Annotated in this window: 19 protein-coding genes and 1 pseudogene; 11 read left to right on the forward strand and 9 right to left on the reverse strand. The window is 43.3% G+C overall.

Features of this window, described 5'->3' with window-relative positions; genetic code table 11:
- The first annotated feature begins 14 nt into the window (after positions 1-14).
- Positions 15-1,532 carry a 3-hydroxyacyl-CoA dehydrogenase gene (locus tag B3R63_RS06345; protein ID WP_286729206.1) on the forward strand — a complete coding sequence of 506 codons (1,518 nt, stop codon included), beginning with the start codon at positions 15-17 and terminating at the stop codon, positions 1,530-1,532.
- Positions 1,533-1,589: 57 nt separating this feature from the next.
- Here B3R63_RS06345 and B3R63_RS06350 read toward each other — a convergent pair whose 3' ends face one another.
- On the reverse strand, positions 1,590-1,886 hold the full coding sequence (locus tag B3R63_RS06350) for a GNAT family N-acetyltransferase (RefSeq protein ID WP_005404701.1): 297 nt from the start codon (positions 1,884-1,886) through the stop codon (positions 1,590-1,592).
- Between the two features lie 370 nt (positions 1,887-2,256).
- Between B3R63_RS06350 and B3R63_RS06355 the strand changes: the two genes are divergently transcribed.
- The 4 genes from B3R63_RS06355 (at position 2,257) to B3R63_RS06370 (ending at position 5,881) form a co-directional block, all read left to right on the forward strand.
- Positions 2,257-3,213: a TerC family protein gene (locus B3R63_RS06355; protein ID WP_286729207.1), complete on the forward strand. Its 957-nt coding sequence runs from the start codon at positions 2,257-2,259 to the stop codon at positions 3,211-3,213.
- Positions 3,214-3,335: 122 nt separating this feature from the next.
- Positions 3,336-4,661, forward strand: coding sequence for a guanine deaminase (gene guaD, locus B3R63_RS06360; RefSeq protein ID WP_265761277.1), 1,326 nt, complete (start codon positions 3,336-3,338; stop codon positions 4,659-4,661).
- 216 nt (positions 4,662-4,877) lie between these two features.
- Complete coding sequence (hpt, locus tag B3R63_RS06365; RefSeq protein WP_005017552.1) at positions 4,878-5,405, forward strand: hypoxanthine phosphoribosyltransferase; 528 nt, start codon at positions 4,878-4,880, stop codon at positions 5,403-5,405.
- Positions 5,406-5,611: 206 nt separating this feature from the next.
- Positions 5,612-5,881 (forward strand): GlsB/YeaQ/YmgE family stress response membrane protein, encoded by a 270-nt coding sequence (locus B3R63_RS06370; RefSeq protein ID WP_005017546.1) that lies wholly within the window; start codon positions 5,612-5,614, stop codon positions 5,879-5,881.
- Positions 5,882-5,939: 58 nt separating this feature from the next.
- Here the strand turns inward: B3R63_RS06370 and B3R63_RS06375 are convergent, their stop codons facing one another.
- Entirely contained in the window at positions 5,940-6,653 is a 714-nt protein-coding gene (locus B3R63_RS06375; RefSeq protein ID WP_151725636.1) for a DsbC family protein, read from the reverse strand.
- 98 nt (positions 6,654-6,751) lie between these two features.
- Positions 6,752-7,692: pseudogene (gene dmeF, locus B3R63_RS06380) on the reverse strand (CDF family Co(II)/Ni(II) efflux transporter DmeF).
- Positions 7,693-7,745: 53 nt separating this feature from the next.
- Here dmeF and B3R63_RS06385 point away from each other — a divergent pair.
- Positions 7,746-8,009 carry a metal/formaldehyde-sensitive transcriptional repressor gene (locus tag B3R63_RS06385; protein WP_005017539.1) on the forward strand — a complete coding sequence of 88 codons (264 nt, stop codon included), beginning with the start codon at positions 7,746-7,748 and terminating at the stop codon, positions 8,007-8,009.
- A 145-nt stretch (positions 8,010-8,154) separates the two neighbouring features.
- The gene (locus B3R63_RS06390) at positions 8,155-9,327 is read left to right on the forward strand and encodes an MFS transporter (protein WP_286729211.1); all 1,173 of its coding nucleotides are present in this window, start codon (positions 8,155-8,157) and stop codon (positions 9,325-9,327) included.
- A 347-nt stretch (positions 9,328-9,674) separates the two neighbouring features.
- Here B3R63_RS06390 and mnmE read toward each other — a convergent pair whose 3' ends face one another.
- From mnmE to rpmH, 5 genes are all read right to left on the reverse strand, one after another.
- Entirely contained in the window at positions 9,675-11,030 is a 1,356-nt protein-coding gene (gene mnmE, locus B3R63_RS06395) for a tRNA uridine-5-carboxymethylaminomethyl(34) synthesis GTPase MnmE (protein ID WP_286729213.1), read from the reverse strand.
- Between the two features lie 102 nt (positions 11,031-11,132).
- Entirely contained in the window at positions 11,133-12,887 is a 1,755-nt protein-coding gene (gene yidC, locus B3R63_RS06400) for a membrane protein insertase YidC (protein ID WP_005023828.1), read from the reverse strand.
- 5 nt (positions 12,888-12,892) lie between these two features.
- On the reverse strand, positions 12,893-13,213 hold the full coding sequence (gene yidD, locus B3R63_RS06405; RefSeq protein WP_017401114.1) for a membrane protein insertion efficiency factor YidD: 321 nt from the start codon (positions 13,211-13,213) through the stop codon (positions 12,893-12,895).
- An 8-nt stretch (positions 13,214-13,221) separates the two neighbouring features.
- Complete coding sequence (rnpA, locus tag B3R63_RS06410) at positions 13,222-13,614, reverse strand: ribonuclease P protein component (RefSeq protein ID WP_111282741.1); 393 nt, start codon at positions 13,612-13,614, stop codon at positions 13,222-13,224.
- A gap of 31 nt (positions 13,615-13,645) precedes the next feature.
- Positions 13,646-13,780: a 50S ribosomal protein L34 gene (gene rpmH / locus B3R63_RS06415; RefSeq protein WP_000831329.1), complete on the reverse strand. Its 135-nt coding sequence runs from the start codon at positions 13,778-13,780 to the stop codon at positions 13,646-13,648.
- Between the two features lie 659 nt (positions 13,781-14,439).
- On the opposite strand from rpmH, the gene dnaA reads away from it, so the two are divergent.
- The 4 genes from dnaA (at position 14,440) to gyrB (ending at position 20,677) form a co-directional block, all read left to right on the forward strand.
- Positions 14,440-15,822: a chromosomal replication initiator protein DnaA gene (dnaA, locus tag B3R63_RS06420; RefSeq protein WP_005017523.1), complete on the forward strand. Its 1,383-nt coding sequence runs from the start codon at positions 14,440-14,442 to the stop codon at positions 15,820-15,822.
- A 94-nt stretch (positions 15,823-15,916) separates the two neighbouring features.
- Entirely contained in the window at positions 15,917-17,065 is a 1,149-nt protein-coding gene (gene dnaN, locus B3R63_RS06425) for a DNA polymerase III subunit beta (protein WP_005017521.1), read from the forward strand.
- A 15-nt stretch (positions 17,066-17,080) separates the two neighbouring features.
- Positions 17,081-18,163 carry a DNA replication/repair protein RecF gene (gene recF, locus B3R63_RS06430; protein WP_005405730.1) on the forward strand — a complete coding sequence of 361 codons (1,083 nt, stop codon included), beginning with the start codon at positions 17,081-17,083 and terminating at the stop codon, positions 18,161-18,163.
- 45 nt (positions 18,164-18,208) lie between these two features.
- Positions 18,209-20,677 carry a DNA topoisomerase (ATP-hydrolyzing) subunit B gene (gene gyrB, locus B3R63_RS06435; RefSeq protein ID WP_286729215.1) on the forward strand — a complete coding sequence of 823 codons (2,469 nt, stop codon included), beginning with the start codon at positions 18,209-18,211 and terminating at the stop codon, positions 20,675-20,677.
- 54 nt (positions 20,678-20,731) lie between these two features.
- Here the strand turns inward: gyrB and B3R63_RS06440 are convergent, their stop codons facing one another.
- Positions 20,732-21,895, reverse strand: a complete 1,164-nt coding sequence (locus tag B3R63_RS06440; protein WP_005017515.1) for a zinc-dependent alcohol dehydrogenase — start codon at positions 21,893-21,895, stop codon at positions 20,732-20,734.
- Positions 21,896-22,141: the final 246 nt, after the last annotated feature.

The following is a 22,141-nucleotide window of genomic DNA, read 5'->3' on the forward strand; positions in this document are numbered from 1 at the left end:
TCAGGGATAGAAACATGAGTATTCAGATTCAGCAGATCGGAATTATTGGCACAGGCACTATGGGCGCAGGTATTGCCCAGATTGCAATCCAATCTGGACACGATGTAATACTGTTTGATGCCAAGGCGGGGGCTGCAGAGCAAGCCAGAGAAAAACTCGGCAAGACTTTAAATACACTGGCCAGTAAAGGAAAATTCAGTCAGGAAAAAGCCGATCAGGATTTGAGCCATCTTAGTATAGCGACCGAATTGGAACAGCTCAAAAACTGTGACCTGATTGTTGAAGCAATTGTTGAAAATCTTGAGGTCAAGCAGCAGCTCATGCAGCAGCTGGAAAGCCTGGTGGGTACACAAACTATTCTGGCTTCCAACACCTCTTCTTTATCTATTACTGCAATTGCTGCTGGCTGTAAGCGTCCTGAACAGATCGTGGGTTACCATTTCTTCAACCCTGTACCGCTGATGAAAGTTGTCGAAGTCATTCAGGGCTTCAATACCCGTGAGGATATTGTAGATGCACTCATGCAGCTTTCTGTCAAAATGGGTCATCATCCGGTTAAAGCACAGGATACCCCGGGTTTTATCATTAATCATGCGGGCCGAGCCTTTGGCAGTGAGGCCTATGCCATGCTGATTGAAAATGTGGCTTCAGTGTCCGAGCTTGACCGGATTTACCGTGATAGTATCGGTTTTAAAATGGGTCCATTTGAACTGGTAGACCTGACCGGGATGGATGTCTCCCATCCGGTGAGTGAGTCAATTTATCATCAGTACTATGAAGAAGCCCGTTATCGTCCAAGTGTTATTACCCGGCAGCGATATATAGCCAAACAGCTGGGCAGAAAGACCGGTAAAGGTTTTTATGACTATACGACTGGTGAAAAGCAGGGTGAAGACTCGGCAGTTTTTGTAGAAAAGCTGGATCATTATCCAACCGTCTGGATTGCAGCAGACCTTGAAAAAGACCAGAGTATTTTAAAAGATTATCTGGAACAGCAGGGCATAACGCTAGAAACAGGTCCAGAGCCTTCTGAACAGGCTTTAGTGCTCATTGCCAGCTATGGTGAAGACGCAACGACTGCGGCCTTACGCTATCAGGTAAATCCGAAACAGGTAGTGTGTATTGACCTGCTATACGGTTTTAATAAACATCGTAGTCTTATGCCAACCCTCATCACTGACTCAAAACATAAGACAGCAGCACATTCCATTTTTAATCTGGATGGCACTTCACTTAGCATGATTCAGGAAAGTACCGGCTTCGTAGCACAGCGTGTACTGGCCATGATCGTCAATCTGGGCTGTGACATTGCCCAGCAGGGTGTGGCCAGTGTTGAGGATATTAACGCTGCAGTACGTCTGGGTCTGGGCTATCCTTATGGCCCGATTGAATGGGGTGACAAGTTGGGAGCAGATAAAATTCTGCTTATTCTGGACCGTATGTCTGCAATTAGCCGTGATCCACGTTATCGTCCGAGTGCATGGTTACGCCGTCGTGTTCAGTTAAAACTGCCATTGGTCACGACTGTATAATCCTTTAAAGTCTCTCAGGTACTGCTTGTAGCAGCAGTACCTGTTCAGATACAAGACTCAGACAGCCACATCAGCAAAACTTTTCTCACGCTGAAACATGGTGGCCACGTAAGAGCAGACTGGAATAATCTTGACCTGTTTCTCACGTGCATAAGCAACTGCGGCATCAAGCAGTTCGCGTGCCACGCCTCGGCCACGTGCTGCCGGACTGACCCAGGTATGGTCAATAGCAAATTTGTCCTCACCCTGCCACACATAAGTCAGCTCGCCCAAGCGTTCACCATTTTCAGGAATAATAAAGGCACCGCGCTGGTCATTTTCATGATGCTGAACTTCCATACTTTTCTCCTTCATGAATCTTGTCAATTTGTTTTAACATGCCACATCCAGACAACAATTACCGTTGATTTGAGTTATTTTTTTAAATTGCACTTTGTTAAAAAATGTGCAACTCTACACATATTCAAATAGAGCATTCTATTTGAGACAGAATTTTAGTTTGACAAGGGGAGTAGCCTCCTCCAAGCGTAGCCGATAGTTTTTTATCGCGTTCGGTTGCGTGTCAGATATCGTCAATACACTTTGCAAAAAGTCGGTATCTGAGCATCAGGATGTTCTAACCCTGGTGTAGGCAAGACCTTGATCATGTTGACACAGATGAATAAACACATCTGGCAGCAGGTCAAGGTTTTTTTGTGCCCGTATGCCGGATGAGGAGATAGTGATGGAATCAATCGGCAGTATGGGATTGTATCTGGTATTTTTTGCCATAATTGCAGTCATGCTTTTGGTAGATTTTTTAGGTTTCAGACAGCATCAGGATCAGCCTGTTCCTATGAAGCAGGCTGCGTGGTGGAGTGCAGCCTGGGTAACCGTTTCAGTGATTTTTGGTGCAGGTCTCTGGTTTTATCTGCAACAGAACAGCGGAATTGAAATTGCCAACCAGAAAACCATGGAATACTTTACCGGTTATCTACTGGAAAAATCATTGGCTATTGATAATGTGTTTGTCTGGCTGATGATTTTCTCGGCATTTGCCATTCCACCTGCTTTGCAGAAACAGGTTCTGCTTTACGGGGTTCTGGGTGCAATTATCCTGCGGACCATTTTTATCTTTATTGGGGCATGGATGGTACAGGAGTTTTCCTGGGTACTTTATATCTTCGGTGCCTTCCTGGTATATACCGGCTATAAATTCCTGAAAGGGCAAGATGATAACCCCAATATTGAAGAGATGGCCTTACTGAAATGGCTGCGTAAGCATTTTCGTATTACCCCGCAGCTCGAAGGTCATAAATTCTGGGTACGTAAACAGGGCCAGTTATGGTTAACGCCGCTCTTCATAGTACTGATTCTGGTTGAATTCTCTGATGTAATTTTTGCAGTAGATTCTATTCCGGCAATCTTCGCAGTCACCAGTGATCCGTTTATTGTTCTTACAGCAAACCTGATGGCGATTCTCGGTTTACGTGCCATGTTCTTTCTGCTATCTGGTGCTGCAGTAAAAATGCATTACCTTCCTTATGGTTTAGGTGTAATCCTGCTGTTTATTGGCGCAAAAATGCTTCTGCTTGACGTATTCCATATGCCAATCTGGATTTCTCTAGGCTTTATTGCAGTTGTGCTCACCATTACCGGCTGGATGTCATACCGTTATAACCAAAAGCAGCTACCACAATAGTCCACAGATAGCTTAAACGGTTAAGGCTCTGACTTAACCGTTTTACGCATTATAACGGTATACAGTCGCTGAAAGTTACGGTTAAAATCGGTTGAAAAAAGTATAACTTGCAGGTTTTAACCATGTCTTCACTTCCCATTTCCACAGCCATTCGCGGGCGTTTTCTAGATATTCGGCAGATTGTTGCTCAGCCTACTGATCTGGCTCATCAGGTCCGTTATTTAGAAGATGGCCTGCTGATTACAGAACAGGGGAAAATAGTCTGGTTTGGCCCGTGGCAGGAGGGCCAGACCCAATTACCTGCCGGTATTCTGGTAGAACATTATCCTGAGCAGTTGATTGTTCCTGGTTTTATTGACACGCATATACATTATCCACAAAGTGAAATGGTCGGTGCATATGGCGAGCAACTGCTGAGCTGGCTTAATACTTATACGTTTCCGACTGAAATGCAGTTTGAAAATCCTGAACATGCCAGCAAGATTGCTCATTTTTTTGTAGAAGAACTGCTTAGAAATGGAACCACCACTGCATTGGTTTTCTGTACGGTGCATCCACAATCAGTAGATGCATTATTTGAGCAGGCAGCACAGTACCAGATGCGGCTCATTGCAGGTAAGGTCATGATGGACCGTAATGCGCCCGAGGCACTTTGTGACACGGCCCAGAGCAGCTATGAAGATAGCAGGGCACTCATTGAAAAATGGCATGGCAAGGGCCGGGCACTCTATGCTATTACACCACGTTTTGCGCCTACCTCTACACCGGAACAATTGCAGCTGGCGGGAAAATTAAAAACAGAATTTCCGGATGTCTATATACATACCCATTTGAGTGAAAATCTGGATGAAATTGCCTGGGTAAAAGAATTGTTCCCTGAGCAGCAGGGTTACCTGGAGGTTTATCACCATTACGGGCTGACTGGAGAACGCAGTGTATTTGCACATTGTGTTCATCTGCAGGAGCAGGAATGGGACTGTCTGCACCAGAGTAAATCTGCAATCGCATTCTGCCCAACATCGAACCTGTTTTTAGGAAGCGGGCTGTTTCCATTGTCTAAAACCTGGCAAAAACAGGTAAAGGTTGGCCTCGGGACTGATATTGGTGCAGGTACATCATTCAGCCTGTTACAGACAGCCAATGAAGCATATAAAGTCCAGCAGTTACAGGGCAACAAGCTCTCTGCGCTTGAGGCCTTCTACCACGCTACACTGGGGGGCGCACGTGCATTGAACCTAGAGGACAAGCTGGGCAATTTCGATTTAGGTAAAGAAGCTGACTTTATAGTACTCGACCTGAAGGCAACAGCTTTACAGAAACTGCGTCAGGAACATAGCAAGGGACTAGAAGACAGCCTATTTGCCCTGTTTACATTAGGAGATGATCGTAATGTTGAAGCAACCTATATCTATGGACAAAAGGCCTACAGCAAAGCAGAACCAGTCTAGAGTTCCTGGTAGCAGTCTTTTTAAATGGGGAGTATTGGCTTTAGCCTGTGCAGTTCTGCTCAAGTCTGATCGTCCCTCAACTAACAGATAATTCACATTCTGGCTTCTGAAAAGGATGCACAGAATGAAAAATTGCATTAAAATTTCCCTATTCGAGGTGTTGCAGGTCAACACCTTTTTTATTTTTTCATTTTACTCGTTTTTAGGGATCTGCCCATGACCATTGAAATGAGCGTATTGATTTCTGCTGAAGAGATTCAGGCAAAAGTCAAAGAGCTTGGTGCAAAAATTGATGCTCACTATGCACAAAGTGACCGGGAACTGGTTCTGATCGGACTGTTACGTGGCTCGGTCATTTTCATGGCAGATTTATGCCGTGCCATTCATAAACCACATGAACTGGACTTTATGACCGTCTCCAGTTATGGGGGAGGCACTACTTCAAGTCGTGATGTAAAAATCCTGAAAGATCTGGACGGGGAAATCCGGGGTAAAGATGTTCTGGTAGTCGAGGATATCATCGACTCAGGCAATACCCTAAGTAAAGTTCTGGAAATTCTGCAAACCCGTAATCCTAATTCAATCGAACTCTGCACCCTGGTAAGCAAACCATCACGCCGTGAAATTGAACTTGAAGTTAAATTTTTAGGCTTTGAAGTAGAAGATAAATTTATTGTTGGCTATGGTCTGGATTATGACCAGAAGTATCGACACATTCCTTTTATTGGGGAAATTGGTCTTTAGTTTTCTAAATTCCTGATACTTAAAAGTGGCCTATGGCCACTTTTTTTATACGTTCTTTAGCAGTTTTATCGTATTGATGCCCTAGCGGCACAAAAACTCAACAGGAAGTAGCATTATGGCACTTTTTAAAATTTGATACGTGCTCAATGATAATAAGCGTACATGTTCCAGACATCACATCAGAAAAGATAAGAAGGAGAACGCGTATGTGGTCACTTATCGTTGCTATTATCGTCGGTTTCATTGCAGGGCTAATTGCACGGGCAATTCACCCAGGTAATGACAAGGCAGGCTTTATCGTTACCACTTTATTAGGGATCGCTGGTGCACTAGTGGCTACCTATGGTGGCCGTATGCTCGGCCTTTATGATGAAAACTCGGCTGCAGGCTTTATTGCATCAGTCGTGGGTGCATTGATCATCCTGTTTATTTATAACATGATTACCAAGCGTTCACGTGTAAATCATCATCCTTAAATAATTTAAAAATTAAAATAAAAAAGCACCGTTTCCGGTGCTTTTTTATGGCTATAGCTTATAAGCCAAATTCCTGCCAAGCCTGTTCAATCTGTTCCGCCGGATAAGCCCCCATCAGTTTAAAACCGTTTGAGAAAATGATTGCCGGAGTACCTTGCAAGCCCAGTGATTTTCCCAGACTCAAATTCCGCTCAATCGGATTAGTGCAATTGGTATTGGCAGTGGGCTGTATTCCTTTAACTAACAGGTTTTGCCAAGCCACTGTACGACTATCCGAACACCATACCTGTTTAGCCGGTTTTACCGACTGTGGTTTGATCGGATAAATAAAACTATAAATCGTCACATTATTAAGTTTGGCAAGCTCAGTCTCAAGCTTTTTGCAATATGGACAATTTGGGTCAGAAAAAACAGCAAGTTGACGCTTGCCGCTGCCTCGCACTGTTTTAATCGCATCCTGTAAAGGCAGCTGTTTCCAGTCAATACTATTTTGCTTAAGCACCAGATCTTTGGTTAGATTCTGCTGATCCTTAAGACGTATCATGGAACCAACCAGAATATGATTGGCTTCTTCACCCACGTAAACTACTTGGCCATCTAGCACTGCACTATAGATTCCATTCATCTCAGTAGACTGAATCTGCTCAAATTTCAGGTTAGGATAATGCTGCTTTAAATTATTCTGTACTGACTCTACATTGGCAAAGCAGCTACTACTGAGTATTCCAGCTAGCGCTAGCATTAATAACTTTTTCATGCGTGGATGGCTCATTTTAGGTTAATCCTGCCTGATTCTAATCTTTTGGCTCTTTTTAAACATATTTTTAACAAAATATTTTAACTAACTAAGGAAGGTTTCACGTGGAACATCTACAATGGCATATTGATTTCAACCGAAATATGCACCACTTCCTCATGAATACTTAATGCATCACGAACCTGATCAGCATTCAAGTCATCTTGGGTTTCCAAAGCCAAAATACAGGCAAATTTTCCACGGCCTACTTTCCACACATGCAGATCAGTAATTTCTACTTGTACTGGTAAACCGACAATAACCTCACGAATCTCAGCGACTACCGGATGATCCATTTCTGCATCCAGCAAGGTTCGGCCTGTATCTCTTATAAGTCCCCAGGCCCAGCGCGCTACCAATACAGCACCAGCAACTCCCAAGACGGCATCCAGAAAGGCCCAGCCGAAATATTTTCCAGCCAGAAGCGCAATAATAGCGAAAACCGATGTCACCGCATCAGCAACCACATGCAAGAAAGCAGCTTTTTGATTTAAATCATGACTATGCTTACGATGTTCATGTTCATGTTCATGTNNTGATGGTGATGGTGATGGTGATAGTCAGTATGATCATGCAAGAGCCAGGCACAAAGCAGATTTACCAACAGGCCGAGTACTGCGATCGGAATTGCTTCATTATAGTGAATAGCAACCGGAAAAATCAGACGTTCAACTGAATGAACCGCCATATATAAAGCTACAACAATCAATAAAATGGCGCTACTGTAGCCTGCCAGAATTTCGATTTTCCAGGTTCCAAAACTGAAACGCTGGTCATTTGCATAGTGGCGCGCCGCGCGGTAAGCCAGATAAGCGAGCCCCAAAGCCAACATATGTGAACTCATATGCCAGCCATCAGCCAGTAAAGCCATAGAGTTAAATAACCAGCCACCACTTATTTCGAGTAGCATCATGAAACCGGTTAACAGTGTAGCCCACAGGATTCGTTTCTGGGCGAGTGGATTCCCCTGATCAAACTGGTGTTTATGGTGTCGGGATAGGTTAAAATTTTGCATAACAGTTTATTCCATATACTCCCCCCTAGTATAATTATTTTTAGAGGTCATGCATGGGTCATTTACATCAGGACAAGAAAATTTTAAATCGGGTCAAGCGGCTTCAAGGACAGCTACAAGCTGTAGAAACTGCGTTGCAGCAAGAAGATAAAAGCTGCATTGAAGTATTACAGCAAGTGGCAGCTATAAAAGGTGCAGTAAATGGCCTGATGAATGAGCTGATTGAATCTCATCTACGTGAACATGTAATCAAACAAAATGATGATAATGAAAAGGAACTGGCCGAGTTTCTCAAGTTGCTTAAGCGTTATACCTGATTTGGCCATAGATCCTGGCTACCTAACTAGTAAGGTTCTAGATTTATGACAGGCACTAATTCAGGTTACTTATTTACTTTCGATTTTTCGAAGGCTTCAGGCTACTATCAGCTTTATTCCTGCTTACGACCTGATCTTTTCATTTATGAAACAACAATCTTGGCATCCATTTCTTATGGTAAGCCTTGCCTTATGTACTGGTACTATCGGAACAGCGCTCGCTAGCCCGCTCTATCCGATTTACCAGCAATTATGGTATTTACTGCCAAGTCACATTACTTATATTTTTGTCGCCTATATGTTTGGCTGTCTTGCTACTTTACTGTTCTTTGGTCGTACCAGTAACAGTTTGGGTTTTCTCCGTACACTGCAAATCGGTTTAGTCATCGTGATTTGTGGATTAACACTTTCTGCGGTTGCCATTGATATTTACTGGTTGATGGCAGGACGATTTGTGATCGGGATTGCTTCTGGACTGATTAGTACCTCAGCCATGCTTGGCCTGATTACGACGATTCCTGATCAACATAAACTTTATGCACCGCAACTCAGTTCAGTGATTACTGTGATTGGTTTCGGGCTTGGACCCTTTATTGGAGGACTGATTGCCCAGTTTTCTGATCAGCCTCTTATAAGTCCTTATTTGCCAGTGATTGCGGTAGCTTTCCTTTGCCTGTTAGGTTTGGCCCGCCTTGAATCACCTCAATTCGAACGGCAGAATTTTTCTATAGCGCCACATCTGGAAATTCCTGAGTCACATTACAAGACCCTGTTTTTTATTGCCGGTCTGACTGCCTTTATTGCTTTTGGTGCTTTCAGTTTATTTGCTTCACTGTCACCTTCTTTTGTGAAAGATTTAATTCCATGGCATGGCCCGCTGGTAAGTGGCAGTGCAATTGCCAGTATTTTACTTACCTCTGCTGTTGTACAGTTTTTTGCACGCTCACTGTCACCCATTAAAAGCCTGAATCTGGGTGTGGGTACATTAATGTTCAGTCTGATCTTACTGGCCTTGTGTATGATTTCGCAATGGAGCCCGCTATTTTTCATCAGTGACCTTCTGGTCGGCGCAGGACATGGGTTAGGGTTAATGGGTGCATTTGGTCTGATTCACAGCATGACTCATGAACGTAATCGTGCTGCGGTTATGTCAACTTATCTTTTTATCGGTTATCTAGGCACAATTGTACCAATTATTGCCGTAGGCTATCTGGCTGATCATTTTGGATTAACATTCGGGGTACTGAGTTTCTGTGCAAGCATAGCGCTGCTCTGTCTGGCCTTATTACTCTGGCCTAAAAAAATAGTTTCATCATAATTACCTGAACTTTATGGCTTAGCAGAATGGAGCAGTCATCAAATCCTAAATCAGCTTAATTTATTATATTTTAATCATTTTCACTGGAAATATTATTTAGATATTTGGAATTCCATAAATTTTATCTAAACCTGATTCAGGTAAAATTTTCTATTAAGTCTTGGAGTTACTAATATTAAAATTTAGCTCATTGCTTATACTTTTTATAAAAATTCTGGCAAATTATTAATAGAGATTAAAAGCCGGCCAACTCTGATGAAGGTAGGGTTTTAATTCTCTATAAAGAGTCCTAAGACCGGCTTAAATAACTTATCAATTTATTGATAATGAGTTCACTTGCTTTTGAACTATTTCCCGATACAGAAAGACCCGAAAATTTTCCCAAGCAGGTCATCGGCGCTAAATTCACCAGTAATTTCACTTAAAGCATTTTGGGCCAGCCGTAATGATTCGGCTACCAGCTCACCTGCATGAAAATCTGTAAGCTGCTCACGTGCCTCAGCCAGATATGCCTGGGTACGCTTCATTGCGTCCAGATGCCGTGTTCGGGCAATAAAGGTATCTTCTTCTGGCTGGAAGCCGGCATGGTCTGTAATCGCTTCTATGAGTGTCTGGACACCGGTTTCCATTTTTGCAGATATACTGATATGACGAAAACCCTGATATTGTCCTGCTTCTGGCTGGACCCCAATGAGGTCACACTTATTTCCAATTAACATAAGCCGCTTAGGCTCCAGATGTTCAGCAAAATAATTCTGGGCTAATTTTAAAGGATCTTCACCTTGGCTCAAATCATAGACCAGTAACAGTAAATCAGCCTGTTCAATTTCCTTAATTGCGCGACGTATCCCTTCTTGTTCTACAATATCACCGGTTTCACGTAAACCTGCTGTATCTGTGAGCGTAATGGGTAGACCGTTCAGACTAATCTTTTCATGCAGTACATCACGGGTTGTTCCAGCAATATCAGTAACAATAGCGCGGTCATTGCCTGCCAATGCATTTAAGAGCGAAGACTTACCAGCATTTGGTTTTCCGGCAATGACCACCTGTAATCCTTCTCGCAGTAACTGGCCCTGACGTGCAGATTGTTGTACTAGCGTGACTGAACTGGCAACATCATCCAGCAGCTTGAGAATTTTTCCGTCAGCGAGAAAATTAATTTCTTCTTCAGGAAAATCAATCGCCGCTTCTACATGTAAACGTAAATGAATAAGCTTCTCTAATACAGAATTCACCTTAACAGAAAAAGCACCTTGTAAAGAACGTACTGCCGAGCGTGCAGCTGCCTGTGACGTGGCATCAATCAGATCAGCAATGGCTTCGGCCTGTACCAGATCAAGTTTGCCATTTTCAAAGGCACGCATAGAAAATTCGCCAGCCTTGGCCGCTATGGCACCCAGCTCGAATAGTCGGGAGAGCAGGGCATTTTGAATTACCGGTCCACCATGACCCTGTAGCTCAACAACATCTTCTCCCGTAAATGAATAGGGATTTGGAAAACAGATAACCAATCCCTCATCCATTACCTGCTGCTCCGCATCATAAAACTGCCGAAAAGCTGCCATGCGGGCTTTTGGTAAAGACCGCTGGGTTAACTGTTCGGCAATCATATAGGCTTTCGGACCTGAGAGGCGAATTACCCCAACACCACCACGGCCAGGTGGAGTCGCTATCGCAGCAATTGTGGTGGAGTTGAGCATATTGATCACCTAAAAATTTTAAAAACAGCAAAAGAAAATCCGTCCAAGATTATCATCTTGGACGGATTTATTCAGCATCGATCAAGTGAGCTGAATGGATTATTAAATCACTTCAACACCATTTTCGCGTTCTTTCTTCACGCTCCGGTTAATAAACCATTGCTGCAAGATAGTAATACTGTTATTGACAATCCAGTACAGTACTAGTCCTGCTGGGAAGAACAACATAAATACAGTAAAAATGATCGGCATGATCTTAAAGACTTTTGCCTGCATTGGATCAGCTGGCTGCGGATTCAGTGATTGCTGAGTAAACATGGTCAGACCCATGACTAACGGCAGAATAAACCACGGATCCATCGCCGACAAATCCTGAATCCAGCCGAACCATGGCGCATGACGCAGTTCTACACTTTCCATCAATACCCAGTATAGGGCAAGGAAAATCGGCATTTGCAGCAAGAGCGGCAAACAGCCTGAGAGAGGATTAACCTGCTCACGCTTGTAGAGTGCCATCATTTCCTGAGAGAAACGCATACGGTCTTCACCAAACTCTTCTTTCATGCGCTGCATTTCTGGCGCAATTACCCGCATTTTCGCCATAGAGCGATAGCTCTTGGACGACAGTGGCCAAAGAATAAGTTTAACCAGTATAGTCAGCAGGATAATTGACCAACCCCAGTTACCGACAATGTTATGGAAGAATTGCAGACCCAGGAACAATAATTTAGCAATTGGCCATAACCAGCCATAATCTACAGTCTGGTTCAAACCTACTGCCAGATCTTTAAGCTCGGACTGAATCTTTGGACCTGAGTAGAAGGTTGCATCTACTTCAGCAACCGTACCGGCTGGCACATTGATAGTTGGCGAAGTAAAACTAATGATATTCATATCATCAGCTGATTTGCGTGATTCGAGCTTGGCAGCATATGGCTGTCCATTAGCTTGAGTCAGTTTAAGCTGACCCGGAATCCAGGCACTCACAAAATAATGCTGTACTACAGCAATCCAGCCACCCTTTGCATCAACATTCAGTTTTTCATCATTAAAATTATCAAACTTGAGCTTGTTGTAATGCTCTTCTGGTGTGCCCCAGGCACCGCCCAGGAAGGTACCCAGCGTAAAGATCCCCTGATCAGACTTACCAGGATCTTCAGAATTATCACGTTTGATCTGGCCAAACATCTGACCCTGCCAGTTTTGCTGACTACGGTTCACCACTTTATGGTTGACCACGATCGGGTATTCGCCCTGCTTAAAGGTAAAGGTCTTAATGATCTCTACACCATCGGCAGTCTTGTATACCATTGGTATAGTCAGTACTTTTACTGCTTTACCATTATCTTTACTGACAGTCTGAGCATCTTTAAGCAAGTCATAAGAAGTTTTTTCAACCTCATATACCGGGCGGCCGCTACGGTTACTGTCTGGACCATTGAGTCCAATCAGACCAGATTGTGCGACATAGGTACGCTTGGCATCACTTTCCAGCATGACAAACGGCTGATCGCTGTCTTTATTCTTGTCATGATTCAGTAATTCAATTCGTACAATATCCCCACCTTTTGGATTGATCAAAAGATGATAGAGGTCAGTCTGTACTGAAATCAGCTGCTGATTTACAGGTGCAGTTACATCTGTTGCTTGTGGCGTTGCAATATTTGCTTGCGGTACATCAGAAGAAGCTGATGCCGCTTGGCTATTTGGCAAATCTGCAGATACTTCATGCGAAACGACTGCCTGTTGCTGCGGCGCTGTCTCTGCATGACCATAATCTTTTTGCCACGCCAAAATGAGCAAATATGCGACGACAAACATGGCCCCGAGAATTGCAAACCTGGCCCATTGTTGCATATCTATTACCCCAAGTGGTTAGAGTGATTTTGATTCAAAAAACGATCACGAAAGGGTACAGCAACGTGAAAGGTTTGAGAATCTATTTGCTGAAATGAAATAAAACGAATTGCTTTTGGGGGAACAGGATCATAGCCAGAACCACCCCACGGATGACAGCGACAGATACGTTTACCGGCCAACCACACGCCACGCATCGCGCCATGCGCATGAATGGCTTCTAACGAATATTGAGAACAAGTTGGAATATAACGACAACGAGGTCCAAGCAGCGGACTAATCGCAATTTGATAGAAACGTATCAACCAATGCAATAAACGTCTCATTGGTATCTCTAGTTTTGTGAGGAAGAAACAGCTATTTTTCGGTGTTTTTTAACCTGGCGTTGTAACTTTTGCCAAGCTATCTGTAATTGCTGGTGCAACTCGGCATTAGAAATATCTTCTATACCTATTTTAGGCATTACTACGATATCTAATAATTCCAGTTGCTGCTGATGCAGGCGAAAACTTTCGCGAGCAAGTCGTTTTATTCGATTTCTTTCATGTGCACGACGCACTTTTTTCTTGGCCACAACAATACCCAAACGGCTATAATGCAATTCGGTCGGTCTGGCAAGAAATAAGAAGTGGGGTTGATGCACTTTAAAAAGCGCACCATCAAACACACTTTTGTAATCTGCAGCACAGCGGATACGTACAGCTGTGCTGAAGCTATAAAGTGTCATGACACCCAAGTCGTTTAAACTTAAACTGAAATTAAACAGTTAAGCTGTGACGACCTTTGGCACGACGGCGAGCTAATACTTGACGACCAGCTTTAGTAGCCATACGAGCACGGAAACCATGAACGCGCTTACGCTTTAATTCAGATGGTTGGAATGTACGTTTCATGTCGAAACTCCAAAATGATCTTTCTATAAAGGTTCGCGATTGTATTGTGCAATCTTTACGCTGTCAATGAAAACCCGTCTTTTGTTCAATTTTGATTGTAATTCCAAGAAGAGAGAAATATACAAATATAAAAAGGAGAGAGATAAAATTTGAAACTTATACACAATATAAACCTTTTATTTTAAAATATATTTATGTAAAAACCAAAAATATCCACAGTTTTATAAACAATATATTGTATTTCTGAGTTAGGCTTCTGGTTTTGAATTTAAATTCATTGTAAGTTAAGTTATCCACACCAGATTGCATCGTTATTATTAAATTCAAATTTTAAAATTTAAATTTATTATTATTAGAGCGGCTTTTTTCTGTGGAAATGATACTTTTATATTCTAATATCAGATGATTAAATTGTGGATAACTATGTTTTTATAATTTATATGAATTGTGGATAACTTTATGATATATTTTATCCACAGGTTATGGAAAACTTTATCCACATGTGGTTTAAATTCAAATTTAAAACAGAAAGTTTCTTTTTTGGCCAAAACTTTAGAAATGACCCATGACAGATGTGGATAACTTGGTTAGAATGGCCACCCCTCGCAAGGGGTGCTGTAGTTCAATTTAAATTTAAAACATGAAGATAGGGGATTCACATGCTTTGGACGGACTGCTTAACTCGCTTGCGACAAGAGCTCTCTGATAATATCTTTGCGATGTGGATTCGTCCTCTGGTGGCTGAAGAACTGGAGGATACTTTACGTTTATATGCGCCTAATCCTTATTGGACCCGATATATTCAAGAGCATCATCTGGAATTAATCACAATTCTGGCTGAACAAATGTCGGAAGGCCGTGTACGTAAGGTTGAGATTTTAGTAGATTCCCGGCCCGGCGCTATTTTATCAGCAGCGGAGCAGCCAGCCACCACCACGGCTGCATTAGAGCACCCGGCTTCTATGCCGGTATCGCGACCTAAAAAGGAAAAAGAAGCTGAACCGGCTAAACAGAATAAGAAACGTCTTTTAAATCCACTTTTCACTTTCGCACTTTTTGTAGAAGGGCGCTCTAACCAGATGGCAGCAGAAACGTGCCGCAAAGTACTGACACAGCTTGGTGCATCCCAGCATAATCCCTTATTTCTGTATGGACCTACCGGTTTGGGTAAAACACACCTGATGCAGGCTGTCGGTAATGCGCTATTACAGGCCAAACCTAATGCACGTGTCATGTATATGACTGCGGAAAGTTTTGTACAGGATTTTGTCAGTTCTTTACAGCGTGGCAAGGTTGAAGAATTCAAAAAAAATTGTCGTTCCTTGGATTTATTATTGGTCGATGACATTCATCTTTTAGCGGGTAAAGAGGCAAGTCTGGTCGAGTTTTTCTATACCTTTAATGCTTTATTGGATGAATCCAAGCAGATTATTTTAACTTCAGACCGCTATCCGAAAGAATTGACTGAACTGGATCCACGTTTGGTTTCTCGTTTTTCCTGGGGCTTATCTGTTGGAGTCGAGCCACCAGACATTGAAACACGGATAGAAATCCTGCTGAAAAAAGCTGAAAGCAATGAGATTGATTTGCCCCGTAACTGTGCTTTATTTATTGCACAGCAGGTGGTTGCCAATGTTCGTGAACTTGAAGGCGCGTTAAACAAGGTTGTCGCTATTTCCCGGTTTAAGGGAACCGCAATTGATCTGGACGTGGTACGAGAATCCTTAAAAGATGTTTTGGCGATTAGGGCTCGAACTATTAGTGTAGAAAATATTCAGCGTGTGGTGAGTGAGTATTTTCGTATTCCCCTCAAAGAGCTGGTCGGGCCTAAAAGAACCCGAATTTATGCACGTCCTCGTCAATTGGCAATGGGTTTGGCGCGTGAATTAACTGGTGACAGTTTTCCAGAAATTGGCATGGCTTTTGGCGGGCGAGATCATAGTACAGTCATGCATGCCTGCGAAAAAGTCCAGAGCCTCCGTGCTGAAGATCCGATCTTTAATGAGGATTATAAAAACCTGCTGCGCCTGTTGCAGAGTTGATCAATCCGGATTCTTGCAAAGTGCTTGAAACTGCCGCATAGTACACTGCTAAAAATTATTTTTTATCTGTCTTCAGTTGTTAGAGGAATGAATCGTGCGTTTGAAAATCGCTAAAGAGAGCTTACTCAATGTTCTATCACATGTGGTAGGGGCGGTCGAACGTCGTCATACCCTGAACATTCTTTCAAACGTTAAAATTCAGGCGAGTCCGCAGGCTCTGACGATTACTGGGTCTGACCTGGAAGTTGAGCTGGTGGCCAGTACCGGCCTAAGTGAGGGAGCCTGTTTACAGCCGGGTGAAACTACTGTGCCTGCGCGTAAACTCATGGATATCTGTAAGTCACTACCGAGTGCTGCTTTGATCGATTTACAAATCACTGAAGACCAGCGCTGCATTTTAAAGTCTGGAAATAGCCGTTTTGTACTGGGAACCTTACCTGCTGAAGATTATCCTTTACTTAATCATGACAATAGTCAAGGTACTCAGGTTCAAGTCACCCAGCGTGAACTCAAGCGTCTGTTTGAAAAAACTGCTTTTGCAATGGCAGTGCAGGATGTCCGTTTTTACCTAACCGGCACCTTACTGGAAATTGATGAAACTCAATTGCGTGCTGTAACTACCGATGGTCACCGTCTGGCATTGTGTGAAACCTTGGCATCTTCTACCGCTTCCCAGCCAGTGCAGGCAATTGTTCCACGTAAGGCAGTAGCAGAACTGCAACGCCTGCTCAGCATTGAAGATGAACAGCTTACGTTACTGATTGGCCGTGAACTGTTAAATGTTACAATTCAAACCCCAAGCCGTGACAAGGAACAGGGCGAGATTACAGTACGTTTCACGACTAAACTGATTGACGGGAAATTCCCTGATTATCGTCGCGTTATTCCACGTGGTGGTGATAAAACTGTCCAGATCGCGCATGATGTATTTAAACAGTCATTGCAACGGGTGGCGATTCTTAGTAATGAAAAATTGCGTGGTGTATTCCTCAATTTTAATGCAGATTCATTACAGCTTCGAGCCAATAACCCGGAGCAGGATGAAGCGATTGAGGATCTGGCTATTCAATATAATAACTCTCCGCTAGAAATGTCTTTTAATGCACAATATCTGCTTGAAGTGCTAAACGTGCTGGATGGTGACGATGTTGTTATGACTATGACTGAAGCCAATCAGTCAGTGCTGGTGCAAGACCCTGCCCAGCAGGACCAGACTTATGTTGTCATGCCAATGCGTGTCTAGACTTAAAGCTATTTTATGTATATTACGCGTTTAAATATCGAACGTGTCCGGAACCTTTCAGCGGTTGCACTCTCTGAGTTGCAGCCGTTTAATGTTTTTTATGGCGCCAATGGTTCAGGCAAAACCTCGATTCTTGAGGCGATTCATTTGCTGGCCACAGGCCGCTCTTTTCGAACTTATATTCCCAAACACTACATTCAGAGTGGTGCTTCAGACGCGATTGTATTTGCACAGTCTGCTACCGAGAAAATTGGCATGCAAAAAATGCTCTCGGGTGAGCAGATAATTAAAGTGAATGGCGATACGGTCGCAACTCAGGGTCAGCTTGCTAAAATGCTGGCATTACAATATATCGACCCACTCAGTACGGATATCATTGACCATGGAGCCAAACCGCGGCGACAGTTACTGGACTGGCTGATGTTCCACGTGGAACCTGAATTTTATCAGACATGGCAATATTATTCTCGCGCACTCAAGCAGCGTAACAGTCTGCTTAAATCCCGCCAAAATCTAAGTGTGGATGAGCTTGATCCATGGAACAAGATGTTGGCCAGTTATGGTGAATTGCTCCATGCTCAACGTTCACAGGTGATGGAGCAATGGAAGATTTATTTTAAACAGGATTTAAGCCAGCTTTTACCTGATCTGGAGATTGAGCTAGACTATGTATCCGGTTTTCATAGTGAGCAGGGGCTTTATCAGGACCTGACGTTATATCATCAGAAAGACCTGGATAGACGCTATACCGAGTATGGACCACACCGGGCAGACCTACGCTTGAAAACACCACTTGGAGATGCGGATAACATTCTTTCAAGAGGACAAAAAAAACTATTAATTATGGCCTTAAAACTCTCTCAGATTGCAATGTTGCATGCGAGCAATAAGGAAACTGTGGTATTATTAGATGATCTGACGGCAGAATTAGATTTAACCGCACAACAACGTTTAATTGAGCGATTGAGCCAACTTGGTAGTCAAGTTTTTATTACCACTCTAGAGCATGAATCGGTACAGCAACATTTGCATGATTTGTCTATTTCCTATCAATTATTCCACGTTGAACACGGTCAAGTCAGTGTCGTTCAGCAATGATTTAACCCATCTTTGGATTGATCCATTTTACACTAGGGAGAAACCATGAGTTCAGAATCTCAATCTGCCTCTCCAACAGAACACACCCAAGAAAAGGCTTATGATTCCTCTAGTATCAAGGTATTACGTGGCCTAGACGCAGTGCGTAAACGTCCTGGTATGTATATTGGTGATACAGACGATGGGACAGGTCTGCACCATATGGTATTCGAGGTGGTCGATAACTCGATTGATGAAGCACTGGCTGGACACTGTGATGAAATCCTGGTGACCATTCATGAAGATGAATCTGTGAGCGTATCTGACAATGGCCGGGGTATTCCAACCGATATCCATCCGGAAGAGGGTGTCTCTGCTGCAGAGGTAATCCTGACAATTTTGCATGCGGGCGGCAAGTTTGATGATAACAGTTACAAAGTCTCTGGTGGCCTGCACGGTGTAGGTGTATCGGTTGTTAATGCTTTATCGAGCAAGCTTGAGCTGACTGTACAGCGTGCAGGACAGATACATGAGCAGGAATACCAGCACGGTGTACCCCAGTACCCGTTACGTGTCGTGGGACAAACTGAACGTACAGGTACTAAAGTCCGTTTCTGGCCAAGTGCTGAAACCTTTAGCCAGACTATTTTTAACGTCGATATTCTGGCACGCCGTCTGCGTGAGCTGTCCTTTCTAAATGCCGGTGTCCGTATTGTTCTGCGCGATGAGCGCATTAACCTTGAACATGTATTTGACTATGAAGGTGGTCTGTCCGAATTTGTTAAATATATCAATGAAGGTAAAAATCACCTGAATGAAATTTTCCATTTCACCACTCAGGCTGAAAATGGAATAGGTGTTGAAGTGGCATTGCAGTGGAATGATTCTTATCAGGAAAATGTACGCTGCTTTACCAATAATATTCCGCAAAAAGATGGTGGTACCCATCTGGCCGGTTTCCGCGCAGCATTAACCCGTGGCCTGAACAGCTATCTTGAGAATGAGAATATTCTTAAGAAAGAAAAAGTTGCAGTAACAGGGGATGATGCACGTGAGGGACTGACTGCTATCGTGTCAGTTAAAGTTCCAGATCCTAAGTTTTCTTCGCAAACCAAAGAAAAACTGGTGTCCAGTGAAGTTAAACCGGCAGTCGAACAGGCGATGAATAAGGCATTCTCTGAATATCTGCTTGAGAACCCGGCAGCGGCCAAGTCTATTGCAGGTAAAATTATTGATGCAGCACGTGCCCGTGATGCAGCACGTAAAGCCCGTGAAATGACACGCCGTAAAAGTGCACTGGATATTGCCGGCTTACCTGGAAAACTGGCTGATTGTCAGGAAAAAGATCCCGCCTTGTCTGAGCTGTTTCTAGTCGAGGGTGATTCGGCAGGCGGTTCTGCCAAGCAAGGCCGTAACCGTAAAATGCAGGCGATTTTACCGTTAAAGGGTAAAATTCTAAATGTAGAACGGGCCCGTTTTGACCGGATGATTTCTTCTGCTGAGGTCGGTACACTGATTACGGCATTAGGCTGTGGTATTGGACGTGAGGAATATAATCCGGACAAGCTGCGTTATCATAAGATTGTGATCATGACAGATGCTGATGTCGACGGTTCACATATTCGTACGTTACTGTTGACATTCTTCTTCCGTCAAATGCCTGAACTGGTAGAACGGGGTCATATTTATATTGCTCAGCCGCCTTTATATAAACTGAAAAAAGGCAAGCAGGAACAGTATATTAAAGATAATGATGCTCTGGAAACCTATCTGATTTCCAATGCAATTGATGATCTGTCTCTGCATGTCAGTGCCGATGCGCCAGCAATTAATGGACAGGCATTGGCTCAGGTGATTCAGGATTACCAGGTTTCACAAAAAAGTCTGCACCGATTAACCTTGCGTTATCCTGCGACCCTGCTTGATGGTCTCTTGGCGCTAGAAGCTTTTAAAATGGACCAGAACCATGATGAAAGTTATGTCCAGCAATGGGGTGAACAGTTACGTTCACGTATTGCAGACATGCAGTCTAGCTTGCGTCCTGAATTGAGTCTTGAAAAATTTGAACGCATTGATACAGATGGTCAGTCCTCGGCGCTTTACTGGCCACGGATCACTGTTTATGTGCATAACTTGCCACATCATTATCTGCTTGATGCCGGATTGCTGGGCTCTGCCGAATATGCCCGATTGCTCAAGAATTCAAGAAGCTGGTTCAGCCTGATTGAAGAGGGTGCTTATCTTGAAAAAGGTGAGCGTCGTGTACAGGTCAGTAATTTCCATCAGGTCTGGCAGTTCATCTTGCAGGACTCACGCCGTGGTATGATGATTCAGCGTTATAAAGGTCTGGGTGAGATGAATGCCGAGCAGCTCTGGGAAACCACGATGGACCCGGAAAATCGCAATATGCTGCAAGTAACTATTGATGATGCAATTGAAGCAGACCGTATGTTCTCTTGCCTGATGGGAGACGATGTTGAGCCACGTCGTGCATTTATTGAAGAAAATGCATTGAATGCTGATATTGATGCTTAATCTCATCACTGCTCAATAAAAAAGCGCCAGAAGGCGCTTTTTTATATCTTATTATTAAGGGGTAAGGATTACCTTACGACAGTCTTCTTCACGTTTATCAAAGATACGATAGCCTTCAGCGGCTTCAGACAGGTTCATACGGTGGGTAATAATTACCTCTGGGGAAAGGTCACCATTTTCAATAAATTCCAGTAATTGTGGCAGGAACTTATGTACATGGGTTTGTCCCATCTTAAAGGTTAAGCCTTTATCGAATGCATCACCGAACAGGAAGCCATGAATTGGTCCTGCATAAACACCCGGTACGCTTACTACGCCGCCACGACGTACAGCTGCAATACATTGACGTAATGCAGCGCCACTCGAACCTTCAAGCTTCAAGTTGGTCATGACGGTTTCTAGCATGCTGCCCTTGGCTTCAAAACCGATAGCATCAATTACTCCATCTACACCACGGTAGCCCGGCGTATTGCTAATAATAAATTCAGCTGCATCGACTTCATCAAAATTAACCGGAATGGCACCATAGGTGTCTCGTGCATACTGTAGACGATAATTATGGTGGTCTACCATAAAGATAAGTTCGGCACCCAGCATACGTGCACAGGCGGCCGAGAGCAGGCCTACCGGTCCTGCACCATAAATTGCAACACTTGATCCCTTACCAATCTTGGCATTGGTGACTGCTTGCCAGGCAGTAGGCAAAATATCAGTCAGGAATAAAACTTTTTCATCAGATAAAGAACCTGGTACTTTAAATGGTCCTACGTTTCCTTTAGGAATACGTACATATTCAGCTTGTCCACCTGGAACTCCACCATATAAATGGCTATAGCCGAACAGTGCAGCACCTGGCGGAATCTGCTTTTTATTTAAGATAGCACCCCGACCCGTATTGGTATTCTCACAGGCTGCAGTCAGATCATGCTCACAAAAGAAGCAGCTACCACAGGCAATTACAAAAGGAATAATTACCCGGTCGCCTTTTTTTACTTCAGTGACTGCCGGACCAACTTCCTCTACTACACCCATAAACTCGTGGCCAAAGATATCACCATCTTTAGTGGCCGGAATTTTACCTCGATATAAATGCAGGTCAGAACCACAAATTGCAGTTGCAGTAACTCGCAAAATAACATCATCCGGTTCTTGAATAATCGGATCAGGAACAGATTCTACCCGGACATCCCGAGCACCATGATATGTAAGAGCGCGCATTCTTATTTCCTCTCTGGTTTATTTTTAGAGTCAGCAGAATCATGTAAAAATTTTGTTGAGTAAGAAAACTGACCTGCCATTCATAATGCAGCGTCATGAGGTAAGCTTATGTATAAAAAAACAATTTAGCCTGTTGAAAAAATGTACATATACAAGGCTTAGGTAAAATAATGTTGATTTAAAGTAGCAACTAACTGAAATGATTCTTTACATTTTAAAATTAATTATTTTTATTTTAAAAAATAT

The sequence above is a fragment of the Acinetobacter sp. UBA1297 genome (genome assembly GCF_002307755.1).
GTDB lineage: Bacteria > Pseudomonadota > Gammaproteobacteria > Pseudomonadales > Moraxellaceae > Acinetobacter > Acinetobacter radioresistens.